Genomic DNA, 17,830 nt, shown 5'->3' with positions numbered 1-17,830 from the left:
TGTTATCTCAGTTTCAGGGTCGCCAGACCCACCAGTACAAAAATGATTGATAGGATCCAGAAACGCACAATAACCCGTGGCTCTGGCCAGCCTTTTAATTCGTAATGGTGATGGATAGGTGCCATCCGGAAAATACGCTGACCCCGTAATTTATACGAGCCCACCTGCAATATTACCGACACCGTTTCCATCACAAAAATACCGCCCATAATAAACAGTACAATTTCCTGGCGGACTAAAATGGCAATGACACCCAATACCGCGCCCAGCGCCAAGGATCCCACATCGCCCATAAATACCTGCGCCGGGTAGGTGTTAAACCATAAAAAGCCCAGCCCGGCACCTATCATCGCGGCGCACAGCACCACCAATTCGCTGGCATAGGGCAAATAAGGAATATTCAGATATCCGGCAAAGTTAACGTTACCGCTGGCATAGGCAATAATGGCAAACGCTCCTGCCACCATGATGGTTGGCACGATAGCCAGACCGTCCAGGCCGTCGGTTAAATTCACCGCATTACTGGTACCGACAATGACAAAGTAACTCAGGGCCAGGAACAGCAGGCCCAGCTGCGGCATCACATCTTTTAAGAAGGGCACCAGCAACGCCGTTTCTGCCGGGCGCTCCGCCGTCATATAGATAAATAAGGCGGTCACAATGGCAAAAACCGACTGCCAGAAGTACTTCCAGCGGGCAATCAGGCCTTTCGGGTCCTTGCGGATCACTTTGCGGTAATCGTCAATAAAACCAATAGCGCCGAAACTGACCAGCACAAACAGCACGACCCAGATATATTTGTTGCTTAAATTGGCCCACAATAAGGTGCTGACCAGAATAGAGCCTAAAATCAGCAGGCCGCCCATGGTAGGGGTGCCCTTCTTTGAGAAATGACTTTCCGGGCCATCATTGCGCACCACCTGACCGATTTGCATTTTCTGCAATCGGGCAATCAGGATCGGCCCGAAATATAAGCTCAAAAATAAAGACGTTAACACGCCCAGAATTGACCTGAAGGTCAGATAACTGAACACATTAAAAAAGCTAATGTACTGGGTTAAATATTCGGCTAACCAAACTAGCATGGGCTACGCTCCTGCTGACATCGTTCTAGCAAGTCCTGCACAACTAACTCCATTTTCGCACTACGTGAGCCCTTAACGAGTATGGTGACATTTTGCTGGGTTGTAATTAGCGGGTTCAGCCGATCTAACATCGACTGCCGCGAGCTGAAATGCGCGCCTTGTCCATTGAACAAGTCACTGGCGCTCTGTGATAACACACCCAGGGTGAATAACAGATTAATGCCCGCGTGTTTAGCGTATAAACCAATCTCTTCATGGTATAAACGGGCGTTGGCACCCAGTTCCGCCATATCGCCCAGCAGCAATACCCGATAGCCCGGATAGCTGGCCAGTAAATCAATAGCGGCTTTTACCGATTCCACATTGGCATTGTAACTATCGTCGATAAGCTTAATTTGCTTGCTCAGCTCAATGATATTGGTACGTCCTTTTACTCCGGCCATCTGTGCCAGGCCTTGCTGAACATCGCTCAGCTTTGCACCTACTGCCAGGGCAGCCGCAGCAGCAGCCAAAGCATTAGCCACATTGTGTTTACCAGGCAGGTTCAGCTGTATCAGTACCTGCTCGTTGCCGTAGTGCAGGGTAAAGCGGGCGCAGCCCTGGGCATTTAAGCTGATTTGCCCGGCGCGGATGTCTGCAGTGTCTTGTGCTGAACCAGCACTTTCTGCTGTAACATCTGCTTTGAAATTACTGGTAAAACTGATAATTTTCAAATCTTTACAACGGTTACGCCAGTAGTCGGTAAACTCACTGTCGTGTTGCATAATGGCAATACCCCCCGCGGGCAAGCCGGAGAATATTTCACCTTTTGCCCGGGCCACGCCGTAGGTATCACCAAAGCCTTCGAGATGCGAGGCCGCGGCATTGGTAATAATGGCGACATCAGGTTTTGTCAGCGAGGTAGTGTAAGCAATTTCGCCGGCATGGTTGGCGCCCAGTTCCATCACGGCAAACTGATGTTCTGGTGTTAAACGCAATAACGTTAACGGTACGCCAATGTCGTTATTAAAATTGCCCTGTGTGGCCAGTACCTGACCACAGCGGCCTAATATTGCCGCCAGCATTTCTTTTACCGTTGTTTTACCCGCGCTGCCGGTGACTGCAATGGTTTTGGGCTGTATGCGCGCTTTAATGGCCGCACCCAATTGGCCCAGTGCCAGCCGGGTATCAGCGACTACAATCTGGGTCAGCTCACAATCCAGAGCCCGCTCAACCACAATCGCTGCCGCGCCCTTTTCGATAACATCAGCAATAAAACGACTGCCGTCGTAATTCGGCCCTTTTAACGCAATAAATAAGGCCCCGGCGCTTATCGTTCGGCTATCTGTGCTGACATTACTGATTGGCTGGTCCTGACCAATTAACTGCCCCTGTAACAGGGTGGCTATTTCTGCACAGCTTAGCGTTATCATAATGCCATCTCCGACATAAGTTGCCGCACGTAAGCACGCTCATCATAATGATGTTGCTCGTGCCCGATTGTCTGAGTTGTTTCGTGGCCTTTACCGGCCAGCAGGATCACATCACCCGGCTGAGCGCTGGCCAGCGCCAGCTTAATCGCCAGCTTACGGGTAGGTTCTATCCGGAAATTATCTGTATCCTGCATGCCAGCAGCAATGTCCTGACAAATCTGCAACGGTGGCTCGCTGCGTGGGTTATCTGAGGTAATAATAGTGTGATCCGCATACTGCTGAGCCAGCTGGCCCATTAGCGGCCGCTTACCCTTGTCACGATCGCCACCACAACCAAACACACACCACAAGCGCCCGGTACAGTGCAGACGTAATGCCTGTAATGCCTGTTGCAATGCGTCCGGGGTATGCGCGTAGTCGACTACCATGGTAACACCATGGCTGAACGTAAATTGTTCCATGCGCCCGGCCAGCGGTTGCAGGCTGCTGGCCGCATGCAGTAATTCTGTTAAGTCGTAGCCCAGCGCCAGCAGGCTGCTGATAGCGGCTAACGCGTTTTGAATATTGAATTCACCTAATAGCGGCAAGTGCAGGGTATGCTCACCCGCCTGGCTGCTTAACAGGCACTGAAAACCCTGTTCGGTGGCGCTTAGCTGGTGATAACCCAGAAAACGGCTATGGCCCTGACAATCTTCCGCTTTACCATAAACCCACACCGGAATATCGTTGCGACTCGCCAGCGCTTTGCCTAACTGATCAGACACATTCAGCACGGCACAGCGGCTCATATCAGGTTGAAACAAAAGGCTCTTTGCCTGACCATACTCTGCCATGCTGCCGTGATAATCCAGATGGTCACGACTTAAATTAGTAAACACCGCAACCTGGAAATGAATACCCGCTACCCGCTGTTGCACCAGGGCATGAGACGATACTTCCATGGCAACCAGTTGACACTCTTGCGCTACCAGCTCTGCCAGAATGCGTTGTAAGTCAATGTAATGCGGCGTGGTGTTTAAGAGCGGTGTAAGCTGTTGCCATTGGCCATAGCCTAAGGTACCAATTACCGCAGCTGGGGTATCGCACTGCTCGGCCAGCTGGTTAACAAAGCAACTGGTACTCGACTTACCATTGGTGCCGGTAATGCCAATCAATTGCAACTGCTTTTGTGGCTGCTGATAAAAGCGAGCGGCCAATTGTGGCATGCGGCTGACTAAATCGGCCAGTACAACAACGCGATCATTCTGCAGTGGTTGACTCTGCTCATCCAGCGTGTCGGTTAAGACCAATGCCGCGCCCTGTGCTAATGCCTGTTCAATATACTGGTTACCGTGGGCACGGGTGCCGGGCAACGCCACAAATACATCGTCTGCTAACACCTGGCGGCTATCGAGTTGTAATTGACGCAGCGGCCGATCGGCCAACTGCGACGCCAACTCAGGCAACCATAAATGAAGTTGATTAGTTGCCATTTCGACCTCCAGTGCGGCTGATCAGCGCCGGGCCGGTGTCGGCATCAGGTGTGACATTTAACAGCTGTAAGGTGGCGCCCATAATACTGGCAAAAACCGGTGCCGCAATCTCGCCGCCATGATAGAAATCACCAGCCGGCTCGTTAATTACCACCACCGTTACAATGCTTGGGTTAGAAATTGGCCCTACCCCGGCAAACGAGGCAATGTAATCATCGCCGTAGCCACCGGCAATGGCTTTACGGGCAGTGCCTGTTTTACCACCAACCCGGTAACCATGAACCTGAGCCCGGGTTGCCGTGCCACCGGGACCAATGTTGGCTTCCATCATTTCCAACATTGCCAGGGCGTGCTTTTCTGCCAATACCCGTTGGCCAGGTTCGGGCTCGTTATTTTTAATAATACTCAGCGGCCGGTTAACCCCGCCGTTGGCCATCGTGGCATAGGCGCGGGCCAGTTGCACTGCGGTAACGGATAAGCCGTAACCGTAGGAGAAAGTAGCCCGTTCAAAATCGGACCAGCGCTGCCGGTAACTGAAAATACCACTGCTTTCACCCGCCAGGCCCAGGCCGGTTTCTTCACCCAGCCCCATATTGTTGTATAAGCCCACCACATGTTGATGCGGCATTTCCAATACCAGTTTAGCCACACCCATATTGCTGGATTTCTGAATAATGCCGGTTAAGTCCAGATTTTTATAATTATTCGGATCGCGGACCCAGCTGCCACCAATGCGCATGGTACCCGGGTGCGTATCTACAATGGTATCCAGCGTCGCAGTGCCAAACTCCAGCGCACTTAGTACCGCCAGCGGCTTCATGGTAGAACCTGGTTCAAACGTATCGGTAATGGCCCGGTTGCGAAAGCGATGCACCGGAGTATTGCGCCGGTTATTCGGGTTAAACGACGGGCTGTTTACCATAGCCAGCACTTCGCCCGTTGCCACGTCGACCACCACAGCCGAACCGGACGTTGCGCCATGCGATAACACGGCTTTTTTCAGCTCACGGTAGGCAACGGTCTGAATGCGCTGGTCAATACTCAATTGTATATTGGCTGGTGCGGTGGCGTCCTGGCGCTCCAGCACTTCAATTTCCCTGCCTTTAGCGTCTTTACGAAATACTTTACGCCCGGCCGTACCGGTAAGCAGTGCATCAAAGCGCTTTTCAATGCCTTCCACCCCAACGTCATCTACGTTGGTAAAGCCAATCAGCTGGCCAGTCACTTCGCCAGCAGGATAGTAACGTTTTGATTCCTGGCGGAAGTAAATGCCCGGCACTTTCAGTTTTTTAACGTACTCCACCACCGCCGGATTCACCTGGCGCTGCAAATAGACAAAGCGCCGCTTCGGATCATCACCTACCCGGCTTAACAGCTGTTGCGGGGTCATTTGCATAATATCGGCCAGGGCGTGCCAGCGCCGCTCATCCCCGGGGGCGTTGCGCTCGATGACAATTTTCGGATCGGCCCAGATAGCCTCAACCGGCACACTGACCGCCAGCGCTTCGCCATGGCGATCAAACACCATGCCGCGCATCACGGTATCGGCCTCTACCCGTAAACTGCGGCGATCGCCCTGGCTAACCAGCATGTCAGGCTCGATGACCTGCAACCAGGCAGCGCGTGCCAGCAATGCAACAAACACTGAGGTTAGCATGACCATGACAAACGCAAAACGCCAGCTCATCACTGACGGATACTGGCGGGCTTTGGCCTGGCTTTTCCTGGGTTTGGCGGTCATTGCGGCCTCACCATAATATCTCGCTCGCCCGTGGGCCGCTGCATATTCAGGCGGCGCCTGGCAATATCTTCAACCCGGCTGTGTTCGGCCAGCGATCGTTGTTCAAGCAGCAAGTTGCGCCACTGGGTATCAAGCTGATCCCGCTGCTGGTAGTAAGTATCCTGGGCAATAGTCAGCTGACGATTTAAATGGGCCAGATACACCACAGCCAGTGCCGAGGCAATGCAAGCCAGCAGCAACACCCCTGCCAGCTTATGTTGACGCCAGTCCTGGCTGATTAACCGTTCCAGCTGAATTTGGCTCATAGCGCCTGCCTCTCTGCTATGGCTTGCTTTTCGGCAATACGCAGCACCGCACTGCGGGCCCGCGGGTTCGCCGTCAGTTCAGCCTCAGATGGCATAATGGCTTTGCCAATCAGTTTCAGCGGAATAGCCTTGTTGAGCTGGGCATCGGTTAACGGCATGCCACGTGGTACCGGCTCACCTTTGGAATAACGGCGCATAAACTGCTTTACCAGCCGATCTTCCAGCGAATGGAAGCTGATCACCACCAGTCTGCCACCGGGCTTAAGCACTGCCATAGCAGCATGCAAGGCCAGGTTAACCTGCTCCAGCTCGCTGTTAACGTAAATACGAATAGCCTGAAAACTGCGGGTAGCAGGGTGCTTTTTCTCTTTATGGCTTTTAGGCACAGTGTCGCTAATCAGTTTTGCCAGCTGTGCGGTGCGGGTAAAAGCCGTTTCCACTCTGGCCGCTACAATGGCCTGGGCGATGCGCCAGGCAAAGCGTTCTTCTCCATATTCGCGCAGCACAAAACTAATATCTTCAACATCAGCAGTGGCCAGCCACTGGGCCGCAGACAGACCGCTGCTGGGGTCCATCCGCATGTCCAGCGGGCCGTCGCGCATAAAGCTAAAGCCTCGGTCGGCATCATCCAGTTGCGGCGAAGACACGCCTAAATCCAGTAAAATGCCATCGAGTTTGCCACTGAGCTGTTGTTGCTCAGCTACGGTTGCCAGGGCGGCAAAGGGGGTATGGGTGATGTGAAAACGCGCATCGGCTTGCAGTGGGGCTGCAGCTGCAATGGCGGAAGGATCGCGGTCTATCGCGTATAAACGGCCGTTCTGGCCAAGTAATTTTAAAATTTCACGGCTATGACCGCCACGCCCAAAGGTGCCGTCCAGGTATATACCATCGGCTTTAATCGCGAGTCCGTCAATTGCTTCTGCAAGCAAGACAGAGATATGGGTTTGGCTAGTCATTTACAGTACAAAGTCCTGTAATCGTTCAGATAATTCAACGGTGCCTGCCTGCGCTTGTTCCAGCTCAATATCCGCATTTAAGCGATCATGCCAGGCGGCTTCGTCCCAGATTTCGAATTTGTTTAGCTGGCCTACCAAGCGGATATTCTTGCTAAGGCCCGCATGCTGGCGCAGTGGCGCAGGCACTAAAATACGGCCATTTTTATCCATATCGCAGTCAGTGGCATTGCCCAGTAATAAACGCTGTAAGCGACGCTCCTGTGGGTTAAGGCTGGACAAAGACTTCAGTCTTTCTTCTATTTCTTCCCAGTCTGCCAGCGGATACAATAATAAGCAGGGGTCGTGTAAATCGATGGTGCAGATTAAATGGCCCTGATTTTCAGACAGCAGGATTTCCCGGTACCGCGCAGGTAGCGCTAACCGTCCTTTATCGTCCAATGTCAGTGTAAACGAGCCACGAAACATAACTTATTATCTGCCTGGTTAATCTGGCTGCGAATTTCAGCGCAGCGCCAGCATGAATCGCTTGGAAAATTCCAAAATGATCCACAATTACCCACAAATCCCCACAACGATACAGTTTAGGGCTCAGCTTTGACCAATGTCAAGGTAAAAACAGCGCCTGCCGATCGATATAGATCCAGTAAAAACAGGTGCCCGGCTGAAGTTGATGATTTTGGTGGGGAAAAGTGGTGAGCTTGTTTTTAGTAAAGTAACAGCGAAATGAAAATTTATTCTGCACTAACGGCTTTTTTACAGGAAAACTTGCTATTGCCGAATAAATTATTCAATATAAATTTACATATCGCATAATTATTTTTATAGCTGGTAACCTTGCCGGCAGAGCCTAAGACCATCGCCTATGCTGAGTTTACTGAAGATCCGTGGCATGCTTGACCAGATGTCGGTTATTGAGCGCAAGCTGGCCGAGTTTATTCTGGATAATGCCCATATGCTGCGCGACTACTCTTCGCAGCAGCTGGCCGATGCGGTTGGGATCAGTCAATCCAGTGTGGTCAAGTTTTGTCAGAAGCTGGGTTACAAAGGCTACCCCGATCTTAAACTGGCCATTAATGAAGCTGTGGTTACCGCCAGCACCCTGAACCGGGATCAGGCAGATAAAAACAATGAGGATGGCAGCTTACTGGGCATTGGCGAGCAATTACAATTTAGCCTGCAACAACACCTGCGCACCTTATTAACTATTAATGACGAAAAAACCCTGTTGCAGGCGGCCCGTTTATTACAAAGTGCCGACAAAATACTGCTGGCCGGTTTTGCCAAGTCGGCGATTGTGGTAGCTGATATGCAGTTCCGGTTATTGCAGTTGGGTAAGCTGGCGCTACATCACGCCGACCCGGCATTAGCCCTGCAACTGGCCCGCAGTTTAACCGATACCAGCGTGCTGTTACTGATATCCGATTCTGGCCAGAACAATGATTTGCTGAAACTGGAGCACTATGCCAAAAGCCGCCAGCTGAAAATTATCTCGTTAACCAGCTATAAAACCAATGCCCAGAGCCTGGCAGCCGATATTACGTTATTTACCCTCAGCGCAGAGGAAGACATTCGTTTAAACCCACTGCTAACCCAGTTAGCGCAGCAGCATTTATGTCATATGCTGTATTTGCAGCTTTGCCACTGGCAGAACAATGATTTAGCCCTGACAGAAAGCACAGAGCTGCTGGGGTTACTGGAAAAACCTTGAACAACGCTTACTAATGTAATTGTCACTGCCATCACAACCGGTGTTCAGGGCAGCATTTTCAGACCTTCAATAGCCGTAATACCTAAGCCTGGCGCATTACCAATGGTAATGTCGGCGTCATTAAAATTGACACTGCTGCGCACCGGATCAAAGGCACACAGTGATGGACCATCCAGGTCTATTTTGGTGATTACATCTGATTTAGCCACCGCCACGTGTACCGCTGCCGCCACACTGATACTGCCTTCCAGCATGCAGCCTATCATGCACTGCATATCATAAAACGAGCAAATGTCTGCAATTTTGATGGCGTTGGCAATACCGCCGGTTTTCATCAGTTTAATATTAATAATATCGGCGGCGCGCATTTTAATCAGTTCAATCACTTCGCGCGGACCAAAACTACTTTCATCGGCCATCACCGGGGTATGCACCCGTTCGGTAATGTATTTTAAGCCTTCTAAATCGTAAGCTTTTACCGGCTGCTCAACCAGCTCCAGCCGTACCCCGGCATCTTCCAGTTTGCGCAGGGCATAAACCGCCTCTTTGGCGGTCCAGCCCTGATTGGCATCCAGTCGGATCAGCGCTTTGCCGGCCACGGCGGCGTAGATGGCTTTAACCCGCTCAATATCTACCCCGATGTCTTTGCCTACTTTCACTTTCAGGGTTTCAAAGCCACGGTCAATGGCACTTAACGAGTCGGCAACCATTTTGTCGATGTAATCAACACTGATGGTAAGGTCAGTGGTTATTTTCGGCACGCCACCGCCCAGTATTTTATATAACGGTGCCTGATACAGTTGGGCAAACAAATCATATACTGCCATTTCTACCGCCGCTTTCGCGCTGTAATTTTTCATTATCGCGCCCTGGATCAGGCGGATAATATGGTTTAAATCGGCAATGTGTTGCCCAACCAGCTTAGGCTTTAACACACTTTTAATGGCATCGATAATTGAGCCATGAATGTCTCCGGTAATCACTGCGGTGGCAGGGGCTGAACCATAGCCAATATGGCCGGTATCGGTTTCAATCATGACTACCACGTCTTCAATTTGCTGTACGGTGCGCAGCGCCGTTTTAAACGGTGTCTTCAGTGGTATAGTAAGCATGCCCAGCCGGATATCGGTAATTTTCATAGGTGCCTCGGTTAACGCAATGATTTAATAGCGTATATTTTATCCAGATAACTGCTGTCAGTCGTCAGCTGCAGCGGGGTTAACGGTGTTACCGCCACCCCATTTAAAATGCCCCGGTACAACGCAGGTTGAGTTACTGCAGCCTTGCTTTTCGCATTAGAATCAGCGTCAGCAACATCGTTAAAAGTAAAGTACGCCAGATCATGCACGGAATGGATCACAAAAGGCTCACCAGCGTCTTCGCCCAAATACAACATCACGTGGCCCGGCCGGTAAATTAAGTCGCCTGGCTGCGCAGAACGGATTGCCGCCAGTTTATCTGCGTGACTGCTTTGGCTGCTAAAACGAACGTTCCTGCCATAGCTCCCCTCGCCTTGCTGGCCGGAGTTTCTTGGCATCAGCAAGCCAAAACTGCGGTAAATTTCAATAATAAAACCGGTGCAGTCGCGACTGTCATAATCATGACCCCAGCCATAGCGATCGCCCAGAAACTTAAAAGCCTGCTGCAGAATATTAGCGGCGGTGTAGGGTAAATACCCCTCACTGACATCTTGCTGACGGGCAATAAGGGCCGGCGTAAAGTCCAGGCTACCATCAGGCGTTCTGAGTGGTAATTTGACAATATAACTGGCATGAGGGTTCTGACCGTGCACATTATGGCCAGTGTCTTCTGTGCTTAACAAAGGTAAGCGGGTGCCCATATCCAGCAGCAACTGAGATATCGCCGGCATCTCAGGGGTAAAACTGGTAACAACCCTGGCACCGGTAACCACCAGAAACGGTTGCTGTTTAGCGTACTCCAGAACTTGCTGGCGGTGACCCAGTGCAACATTCTTTGCCTGCACCCAACCGGTATAATGATAATTTTGTACCAGCAGCCAATTATTATCCCGGCTGCGGTGCAGCACCGCTATCGCTTCCCCCGGAAACAGCGCCGTTTCCTGAAAGCGGTCTAAATCCAGCGCCATTTGTTCATTGTGCACCCGATCTTCGGTCGGCATGCTGCGCAGGTCTGTGCGCTTTACCACCAGGGCAAAGCGGATTGGGTTGTCTGCCTGCACCCCATCAGTATTCAGATTATGCTGGTAGGCCCGCCATTGCTCGGCACTAAGTACAGCACCATCAGCATAAAAACGCGGCTGCGCTGGTGTGGCGCTGGCTTTTTCAATACGCTCTCTAAGGGCAGCTGCAGTTAAGCTATCTGCCAGGCTGGCCAGCTCGGTCATTTCTGACTGCCTGGCAAAGGTATCGCTATTTCTGGCACTGATTTGCGTCTCGGTTAACAATAACTGATCGGCATCGGCTACTTTTGTCAGCCAGAAATCGGCACTGAGGTGTTTGGTACTTAACATAGGAATATCTGAGTTCGCATAAACATTTTCCTGAAAACAGTTGCTGCCTAAGCATAAAACTAATACTAACCAATAACCTAGTCTCATTTTGTCCTCTTTTTAGCAGCGGAAAAATGCCGGCTGACTTTTATAATAGCTGCAAATAGAATCAAATATTCCAATTATTAATAATTTTTAGCATAAATTATTTTCAAAACCAAAAAATTATTGCTATGTTAATTTTGTGCAGAAAATAAACACCTCGCACTTTATATAGAAACGGGTATTAAAAAGGGCAAGCAGAACCCTGTTACGGACAGCTACAATACGCAACTCCAGGAGAGATACTGATGAAGTATACCGAGCTTAAATTTATAAAAAACAGATTGGCGCAAGCCACCCAATTCGCTTTTCGCTCCCCCACTACTGTCACCGCTGTCGTACTGGCAGGTATCCTGACTTGTGCCCCTGTTGCCGCACAACAGGTGGGTGGCATTCGCGGTAAAGTCACTACCGAGCAAACAGGTACCTCGCTGGCTGGCGTTACCGTTACCGCCACCAGTAATGTGTTACCTGGCACCCGCACCGCGGTTACGAAAGATGATGGTAGCTATTCGCTACCTTTATTGATCCCTGGCCGTTACCAGTTAACCTTTACTGCCGCCGATGGTTCTGTGCGCCGCACAGAGGTAGAAGTACGACTGGAGCAAACATCAAATGTTGATGTCCAGCTGGATGGTAGTACCAGCAATATTGAAGTCATTGAAATTGTTGGCACCACTATCGTCCGGGAAGGTAATTCCAGCTTAACTAACTCGCTCGGTGCCACCGCCATCGAGAGTTTACCCATCGGCCAGGATTACCGGGACTTACTAAAGTTAATTCCAGGCGTCCAGTATTCCGAGAATGCCACTCTTGGCCCTGCAGCGGGTGGTTCAGGGGTTGATAACAAGTATGGTTTCGACGGTGTTGATGTATCACTACCACTATTTGGTAACCTGGCATCAGAACCCTCAACTCACGACGTGTTGCACGTATCGATGGACCGCGGTGGTGCCAAAGCTGTAGGCTTTAACCGCTCGGGCGGTTTCGCTATCGACACTGTATCTAAATCTGGTACTGATGAATATAAAGGCAGTGTAGAATACAAGCTGCAAGATAAAAGCATGGTATCTGACATTACCGGCGATGTGCCATACGAGCTCGACCAAAGCTGGATAACCGCTGGTTTTGGCGGGCCGGTCATCAAAGATGCGTTGTATTTTTATGGTTCTTATTACCGGCCGGAAGTTGACCGGGTAAATAAAGAAACCGCGTACGGTCCGGTCAAAAGTTATAACAGCACCCGCGATGAGTTTTTTGGCAAGTTAACCTGGGCAGCCGCTGACGACTTGCTATTCAATATCAGCCAGCGTAGCTCAGATCGTGAAGTAGTAGGCGCCTCTATTGGTACGCTGGATAGTAATGAAGGTTCATTAGGTGAGAAAGCAGAGCAGGATATCTTTACCCTCGATGGCTCCTGGCTGATTGATGGTGACACCGCGCTGACCTTTAACATTAATAATTTTTCACTGAAATCGTCTGGTACGCCCGATACCATTCTCAGTGTTAACCCAACGATTGGCTCGAGCCTCGATTTGAATAACCTGAACCAGATGGGCAGGTTCAGTGTGCCGACTTTAAGACCAGATACCCCGGAAAATGCTGCGTTTAATGCAGCAGCACAAACGCTTATTAACCAATATGGCTATATCGATGATAGTGGTAACCGTGCTGGTGGTGGCCGCGTAGGCGGTTATAACCAGTTTGATATTACCGAGTTCTCGCGCCAGAGCGTTGAAATTGCACTGGACCGGGAAATGGAGCTGGGCAATGCCTGGCACAACTTCCATATTGGCGTGAAATACTCTGAACTGAAAGAAGAGCTGAGTCGTGTTTCAAATGGCTGGGGTACCATTGGTTTCCTTGGTGGCTTAAGCACTACCGTACCTGGCGCATTCTATCAGGCGACCATCGTTGGTGCCGACCCGAGTGTCGGCAGTGAGCTGAACGTATTGGAGTCGTCAGTTAAAACCTATAACCTGGAAATTAACGACACCATTACCTCGGGCGATTTCGAGTACAACATCGGTGTGTTGATCAGTAAAGATGTGTTATACGGTCAGGGCTTGCGGGAAAATGCCAATAACCTGTCAGGTTATGAACTGGCCCCCGGCAACAAATACAAAATGTATACCATGGACTGGGACGATATGATTCAGCCGCGGCTAGGCGTAACCTGGCGTTATGACGGTGAAAACACCGTATTTGGTAACGTTGCCGTCTATCACCCTGAAGCTAACTCACTGGCCCGCGCTGCATCCTGGGATAGGTCAACCCTGAACCGGATCACCGATGTCTACTTTGATGAAGACGGTGACTTTGTTGAAGAACGCTATCGCGGTTCATCTTCAGGTAAGTTTTTTGCCGATGGTTTAAAACCACGCCGGATAGATGAATTTACCATCGGTACCACCAAAGCCATGAGCAGTCAGTTATATTTGCGTGGCCATATCCGCCATCGTAAAGGCTCTAATTTCTGGGAAGATGTGCCCAACGCCGGCCGTTTATCCGGCACTTACGGCAATGGCCAGGTACCAGCGGATATTGCCGCCAAAGGCTTGTATATTCCTGAGCTTGCGGACTATCGCTCAGAAATTGGCGGTTCAAGTTATGTTATTGCTGAAGTAGACGGTGGCTATACCAAATACTGGGAAGCCAGCATTGAAGCAGAATGGATTGGCGATCGCACCTACCTTAATGCGTCTTATGTCTGGAGCCGTTACACCGGTAACTTTGACCAGGACAATACCACCACCACTAATGATGCCAATACCTTTATCGGCTCATCATTTTATAATGACGAACCGGGTAAATTCTCCTGGGATAATAAAGATGGCACCTTAAGCTCAGACAAGCCGCACCTACTCAAAGTGTTCGGTTACTATACTCTGGACTGGGATGCCAATGTCGGTGCGTACTTCCTGTATCAATCAGGCCAGGCATGGGAAACCTGGTCAGCTGAGTATTACGGCCATGCACCAACCAGTTCTTACTATGCTGCCAACGCTTATGCAGAAAAAGCCGGAAGTCGCAGAACATCAAGTCACTGGCAGGTAGATTTAAACTACACCCAGAACTTTGCAGTAACTGACAAACTGAATATGAAGTTTCAGATTGATATCTTTAACCTGTTCGACCGTCAGACTGGCTACAACGTGAACCCCTACGATTATCAGGCAAATTACGGCGAGGCCCGTAGTTTCTACCTGCCACGTAGAATTCAGTTGTCAGTCGGTATCGACTTCTAAATCCCACGTTGTTCCTGGTACCTTTCGCCCGCCTTGTGCGGGCTTTTTTATTGCCAGCGCCAGCTTAGTATCAGCTTGCTGAGCGATTGCTGCTGCTTAATCTGCCAATCCCATTGTTGGCGGTTCAGTTGTGTACTGTTCAGCCGAACGTGCTCAGCACTGAGCCTGAGCCGATTATTGAACTGGTACCCTAGTGCCAGTAATATGGCTTCGCCATTGCCGTTGTTATCGTCGCCCTCGGTTAAATCTTTGTCATCGACCTTAAAATCATCGTAGCGCAACGTGGCGCTCAGCTTTCCTTGCTGCCAGTGCGCCAGTAAAAACCAGGCGGAGTAATCTGCATCTACCGCCGCCGGGCCCATTAGCGTATTACCGGTTAACCACTGGGCTACCAGCTGCCAGTTGTCATTTATTCTATGCTGTGCCGCTAAACTGCTGAATCGGGTACGCCAGGCATACTGTTGATGGCTGAACAGCAAAGGGTCGCCATTATTGTCGTAATAATAAGCCCGCAGCCGGGTTTTCTGGCCATATTCCCAATGCAACCCAAGGTAATAGCCGCTTCGGTGGTCCAGTTCCCTGGTGGGCTCAACCCATGAATTCTGCAACGACAAATCGCCTGTCTGCAAGCTGGGATAATCGGCAAAATTAACCCGTTCCCCTATACCCGTTTGCAGGTTATGCAGCGCAAAACCGCGCCAGGCTAGCAATGTGCCAGCAGGATCATTGCCCTGAAAAGCGCCAATGACCCCGCTCCAGCTGTGATTCGTTTGAAAGAACCGGCCAGGCCGGCTGATAACCAATTCGCCACCCCGGGTACGGACCTCCTCCGCAACCCAGCTATTAATGGCAGAAAAAGTACTGCTGTAAGGCGATGTCCAGGCCATATCGGTGTTTTCCAGCGACAATTGCGGGTAGAAATAACCAAGGCGGCCACGGATCCGATAGCCGTTAACGGGTAAGGGGGACCAACCCAACCAGGCTTCGGTAACAGAGAAACCCGCTTCCGGGCTGGCATGCCATTGGCTGTTAAGCCTGGCAGAAAAAGCTGAGTCAGTCAGCAGATCTATAGTTAAGTATTGCGGTCCGGCACTTAGCGGTTGCACCGAGTAATGTAACTGACCTGTACCGCCGTTCAGCCAGTTTTTACTCACCCGGTCGGCAGGCTCAGTTTGCGACAGGAAAAACTCGCCTTTCGCTTTATAGCTAAGTTCAACCGCAGAACTGCTAAATGCCAGAAAAGCACCAGTGACTGCGACTATCTGGCGAATTAACTGCGCTGTCATCAGCAACCTCTCAGTAATTTTCAATGTTATTCTGGTTTAAATGTACTATGTTAATTGCCTGTTTGCTAATACTGAGCATCACGATGCCAAAGTACATCTTATTGATTTTCTTTATTGTTCCATTGCAAAGCATCGCTGCTGAGCTTTTTATCACCATTACTGATGCTGCAAAAAAGCCGTTGCCATTTGCTGTTATTGAGCTGGTAAACGATAAATATCCAGCCCTAAATGCGCCGGCAACGGCACAGGTAATCCAAAAAGACCTGAACTTTCAGCCTTTTGTCAGTATTGTGTCGCAGGGCGCATTAGTCGAATTTCCGAACCTGGATAAAACCCGCCATCATGTCTATTCATTTTCGCCTGCTAAAGTATTTGAACTACGCCTGTATTCCGGCAAACCGGAAGCGCCGGTGATGTTTGATCAGGCAGGGGTAGTGACGCTTGGCTGCAATATCCATGACAATATGCTGGCTTATCTCTATGTCAGTGGCAGTCAATTTACCGCTATGACCAACGCCAACGGTGAGGCTTACTTTGCGGATCTGCCGCAGCAGGAATTTGAAATGAAAATCTGGCATCCCTGGCAACAGGAAACCCTGCCAGCACAGGCTATCCGTATTACCACCGGTAAGCAGCAACTGGTCAAGGCGCTTAATATTGTGCAGCAAGATCTGCCAGGGGCAGACAAGGCAGGGTTCAGCGACTACTGAGCGCTAACCATTAACTCCAGCGCTGGACGCTGGCAAAGACGCTGGTAATTAAGGCTGAATCAATTAAAAAAGTGAGTTGGCCATTAAGCCGGGTTCTGTTCTCTGTTGCCAGAGTGACAATCATTCCTCTAGGACTTAGGTCACCCTAAGCCTCAAGCAATCTACCCGCCCTCAACGCGGGCCGCGCCATAGAGGGCCTATTTGATCTTGCTCCGGGTGGAGTTTACCGTGCCACGAACTGTTGCCAGTCGCGCGGTGCGCTCTTACCGCACCCTTTCACCCTTACCTGATCCCACTTGCGCGGGCCATCGGCGGTTTGCTCTCTGTTGCACTGGTCGTAGGCTCACGCCTCCCAGGCATTACCTGGCACCCTGCCCTGTGGAGCCCGGACTTTCCTCCCCTTGCTTACGCAAGCAGCGATTGTCTTGGCCAACTCAGCGCGGATTATACCCTTTTTATCAGCTGGCACCAGCCCATTCTAATGCCAGCTTATAAAGCGGGTTTTTCTTTTCATTATGAATTTGCGCGGTAAGCGCTGCGGCCTGTTTCACCGGCAGTTCGGCCAGCAGAATTTTTAAGGTTTGCTGCACCTGCTCACTAATGTCACTGGCCGCTTTGGCTGGCGTTGAGGTAATCATCAGCACCATTTCACCCTGACAGCGCTGCGGGTCGTCGTTTAACCAGGCCTGGATCTCTGCAGCGGTGCCATGACAAAAGGCTTCAAAGGTTTTGGTCAATTCTTTAGCCAGCACTAATTCACGGTCGGCGCCCAGCACCAGCGCGACATCATCTAAACAGGCCTGAATACGCCGGGCGGTTTCATAACAAACAATAGTGCCCACATCAACTGGCAATGCTGATAGCTGGCTCTGACGCTGACTGCTTTTTGCCGCCAGAAAACCAATAAATAAAAATTTGTCTGTCGGCAGCCCTGCCGCGCAAAGTGCAGTAATAACAGCGCTTGGCCCGGGTATGGGTATTACCCTGACTCCGGCTTCCCGACACTGCCGCACTAGGTTATAGCCCGGGTCGCTGATCAGTGGGGTTCCGGCATCCGATACCAGTGCCAGATCCTCACCAGCCAGACAGCGCTCAATAATACTAGCCGCGCGTTGCTTTTCATTATGATCGTGCAATGCCAGAGTGCGGGTTTGCACCCCTAAGTGCGCCAGTAATTTACCAGTATGGCGGGTATCTTCAGCGGCGATACAGCTAACCTGCTTTAGGGTAGTGATAGCGCGCTCGCTGATATCCGCTAAATTGCCTATCGGCGTGGCGACAACGTATAAAATTCCGGTTTGTTTCGTCATATTTCGCTATTTAATTGAGCTTGGC

At 50.6% G+C, this 17,830-nt stretch carries 14 protein-coding genes and 1 other RNA gene; 3 read left to right on the top strand and 12 right to left on the bottom strand.

Going from position 1 to position 17,830, the window contains the following annotated elements; all coding sequences use genetic code 11:
• Positions 1–2: 2 nt before the first annotated feature.
• The 7 genes from mraY to mraZ are packed head-to-tail and all read right to left on the bottom strand — an operon-like array spanning position 3 to position 7,436.
• The gene (gene mraY / locus B2X65_RS02625) at positions 3–1,085 is read right to left on the bottom strand and encodes a phospho-N-acetylmuramoyl-pentapeptide-transferase (RefSeq protein ID WP_290610454.1); all 1,083 of its coding nucleotides are present in this window, start codon (positions 1,083–1,085) and stop codon (positions 3–5) included.
• On the bottom strand, positions 1,079–2,497 hold the full coding sequence (locus tag B2X65_RS02620) for a UDP-N-acetylmuramoyl-tripeptide--D-alanyl-D-alanine ligase (protein WP_290610453.1): 1,419 nt from the start codon (positions 2,495–2,497) through the stop codon (positions 1,079–1,081). The genes mraY and B2X65_RS02620 overlap by 7 nt, the downstream gene beginning before the upstream one ends.
• Positions 2,494–3,969, bottom strand: a complete 1,476-nt coding sequence (locus tag B2X65_RS02615) for a UDP-N-acetylmuramoyl-L-alanyl-D-glutamate--2,6-diaminopimelate ligase (protein WP_290610451.1) — start codon at positions 3,967–3,969, stop codon at positions 2,494–2,496. Before B2X65_RS02615 ends, B2X65_RS02620 begins: the two co-directional genes overlap by 4 nt.
• Positions 3,959–5,710 (bottom strand): penicillin-binding transpeptidase domain-containing protein, encoded by a 1,752-nt coding sequence (locus B2X65_RS02610; RefSeq protein WP_290610450.1) that lies wholly within the window; start codon positions 5,708–5,710, stop codon positions 3,959–3,961. The genes B2X65_RS02615 and B2X65_RS02610 overlap by 11 nt, the downstream gene beginning before the upstream one ends.
• Positions 5,707–6,015 carry a cell division protein FtsL gene (gene ftsL / locus B2X65_RS02605; RefSeq protein ID WP_290610449.1) on the bottom strand — a complete coding sequence of 103 codons (309 nt, stop codon included), beginning with the start codon at positions 6,013–6,015 and terminating at the stop codon, positions 5,707–5,709. The genes B2X65_RS02610 and ftsL overlap by 4 nt, the downstream gene beginning before the upstream one ends.
• Complete coding sequence (gene rsmH / locus B2X65_RS02600) at positions 6,012–6,971, bottom strand: 16S rRNA (cytosine(1402)-N(4))-methyltransferase RsmH (protein ID WP_290610448.1); 960 nt, start codon at positions 6,969–6,971, stop codon at positions 6,012–6,014. Before rsmH ends, ftsL begins: the two co-directional genes overlap by 4 nt.
• Positions 6,972–7,436, bottom strand: a complete 465-nt coding sequence (gene mraZ / locus B2X65_RS02595; protein ID WP_290610446.1) for a division/cell wall cluster transcriptional repressor MraZ — start codon at positions 7,434–7,436, stop codon at positions 6,972–6,974.
• Between the two features lie 397 nt (positions 7,437–7,833).
• Here mraZ and B2X65_RS02590 point away from each other — a divergent pair, with 397 nt between their 5' ends.
• Positions 7,834–8,679, top strand: coding sequence for a MurR/RpiR family transcriptional regulator (locus B2X65_RS02590; protein WP_290610445.1), 846 nt, complete (start codon positions 7,834–7,836; stop codon positions 8,677–8,679).
• Between the two features lie 44 nt (positions 8,680–8,723).
• Here B2X65_RS02590 and B2X65_RS02585 read toward each other — a convergent pair whose 3' ends face one another.
• The gene (locus tag B2X65_RS02585) at positions 8,724–9,818 is read right to left on the bottom strand and encodes a dipeptide epimerase (RefSeq protein WP_290610443.1); all 1,095 of its coding nucleotides are present in this window, start codon (positions 9,816–9,818) and stop codon (positions 8,724–8,726) included.
• Between the two features lie 11 nt (positions 9,819–9,829).
• Complete coding sequence (locus B2X65_RS02580) at positions 9,830–11,170, bottom strand: SH3 domain-containing protein (protein WP_290610442.1); 1,341 nt, start codon at positions 11,168–11,170, stop codon at positions 9,830–9,832.
• A gap of 329 nt (positions 11,171–11,499) precedes the next feature.
• Here B2X65_RS02580 and B2X65_RS02575 point away from each other — a divergent pair, with 329 nt between their 5' ends.
• Positions 11,500–14,499 (top strand): TonB-dependent receptor, encoded by a 3,000-nt coding sequence (locus tag B2X65_RS02575; protein ID WP_290610441.1) that lies wholly within the window; start codon positions 11,500–11,502, stop codon positions 14,497–14,499.
• A gap of 47 nt (positions 14,500–14,546) precedes the next feature.
• On the opposite strand, the gene B2X65_RS02570 is transcribed toward B2X65_RS02575, so the two are convergent.
• Complete coding sequence (locus B2X65_RS02570; RefSeq protein WP_290610440.1) at positions 14,547–15,785, bottom strand: hypothetical protein; 1,239 nt, start codon at positions 15,783–15,785, stop codon at positions 14,547–14,549.
• Positions 15,786–15,868: 83 nt separating this feature from the next.
• Here B2X65_RS02570 and B2X65_RS02565 point away from each other — a divergent pair, with 83 nt between their 5' ends.
• The gene (locus tag B2X65_RS02565; RefSeq protein WP_290610439.1) at positions 15,869–16,495 is read left to right on the top strand and encodes a methylamine utilization protein; all 627 of its coding nucleotides are present in this window, start codon (positions 15,869–15,871) and stop codon (positions 16,493–16,495) included.
• A gap of 68 nt (positions 16,496–16,563) precedes the next feature.
• On the opposite strand, the gene rnpB is transcribed toward B2X65_RS02565, so the two are convergent.
• Positions 16,564–16,932: RNase P RNA component class A (gene rnpB / locus B2X65_RS02560), an RNA gene on the bottom strand.
• A 21-nt stretch (positions 16,933–16,953) separates the two neighbouring features.
• Positions 16,954–17,805, bottom strand: coding sequence for a 16S rRNA (cytidine(1402)-2'-O)-methyltransferase (gene rsmI / locus B2X65_RS02555; protein WP_290610438.1), 852 nt, complete (start codon positions 17,803–17,805; stop codon positions 16,954–16,956).
• Positions 17,806–17,830: the final 25 nt, after the last annotated feature.

The organism is Arsukibacterium sp. UBA3155, from assembly GCA_002364615.1.
GTDB lineage: Bacteria > Pseudomonadota > Gammaproteobacteria > Enterobacterales > Alteromonadaceae > Alishewanella.
The sequence above is the reverse complement of the archived record's forward strand: the minus strand, read 5'-3'. Positions and strand labels throughout refer to the sequence as shown.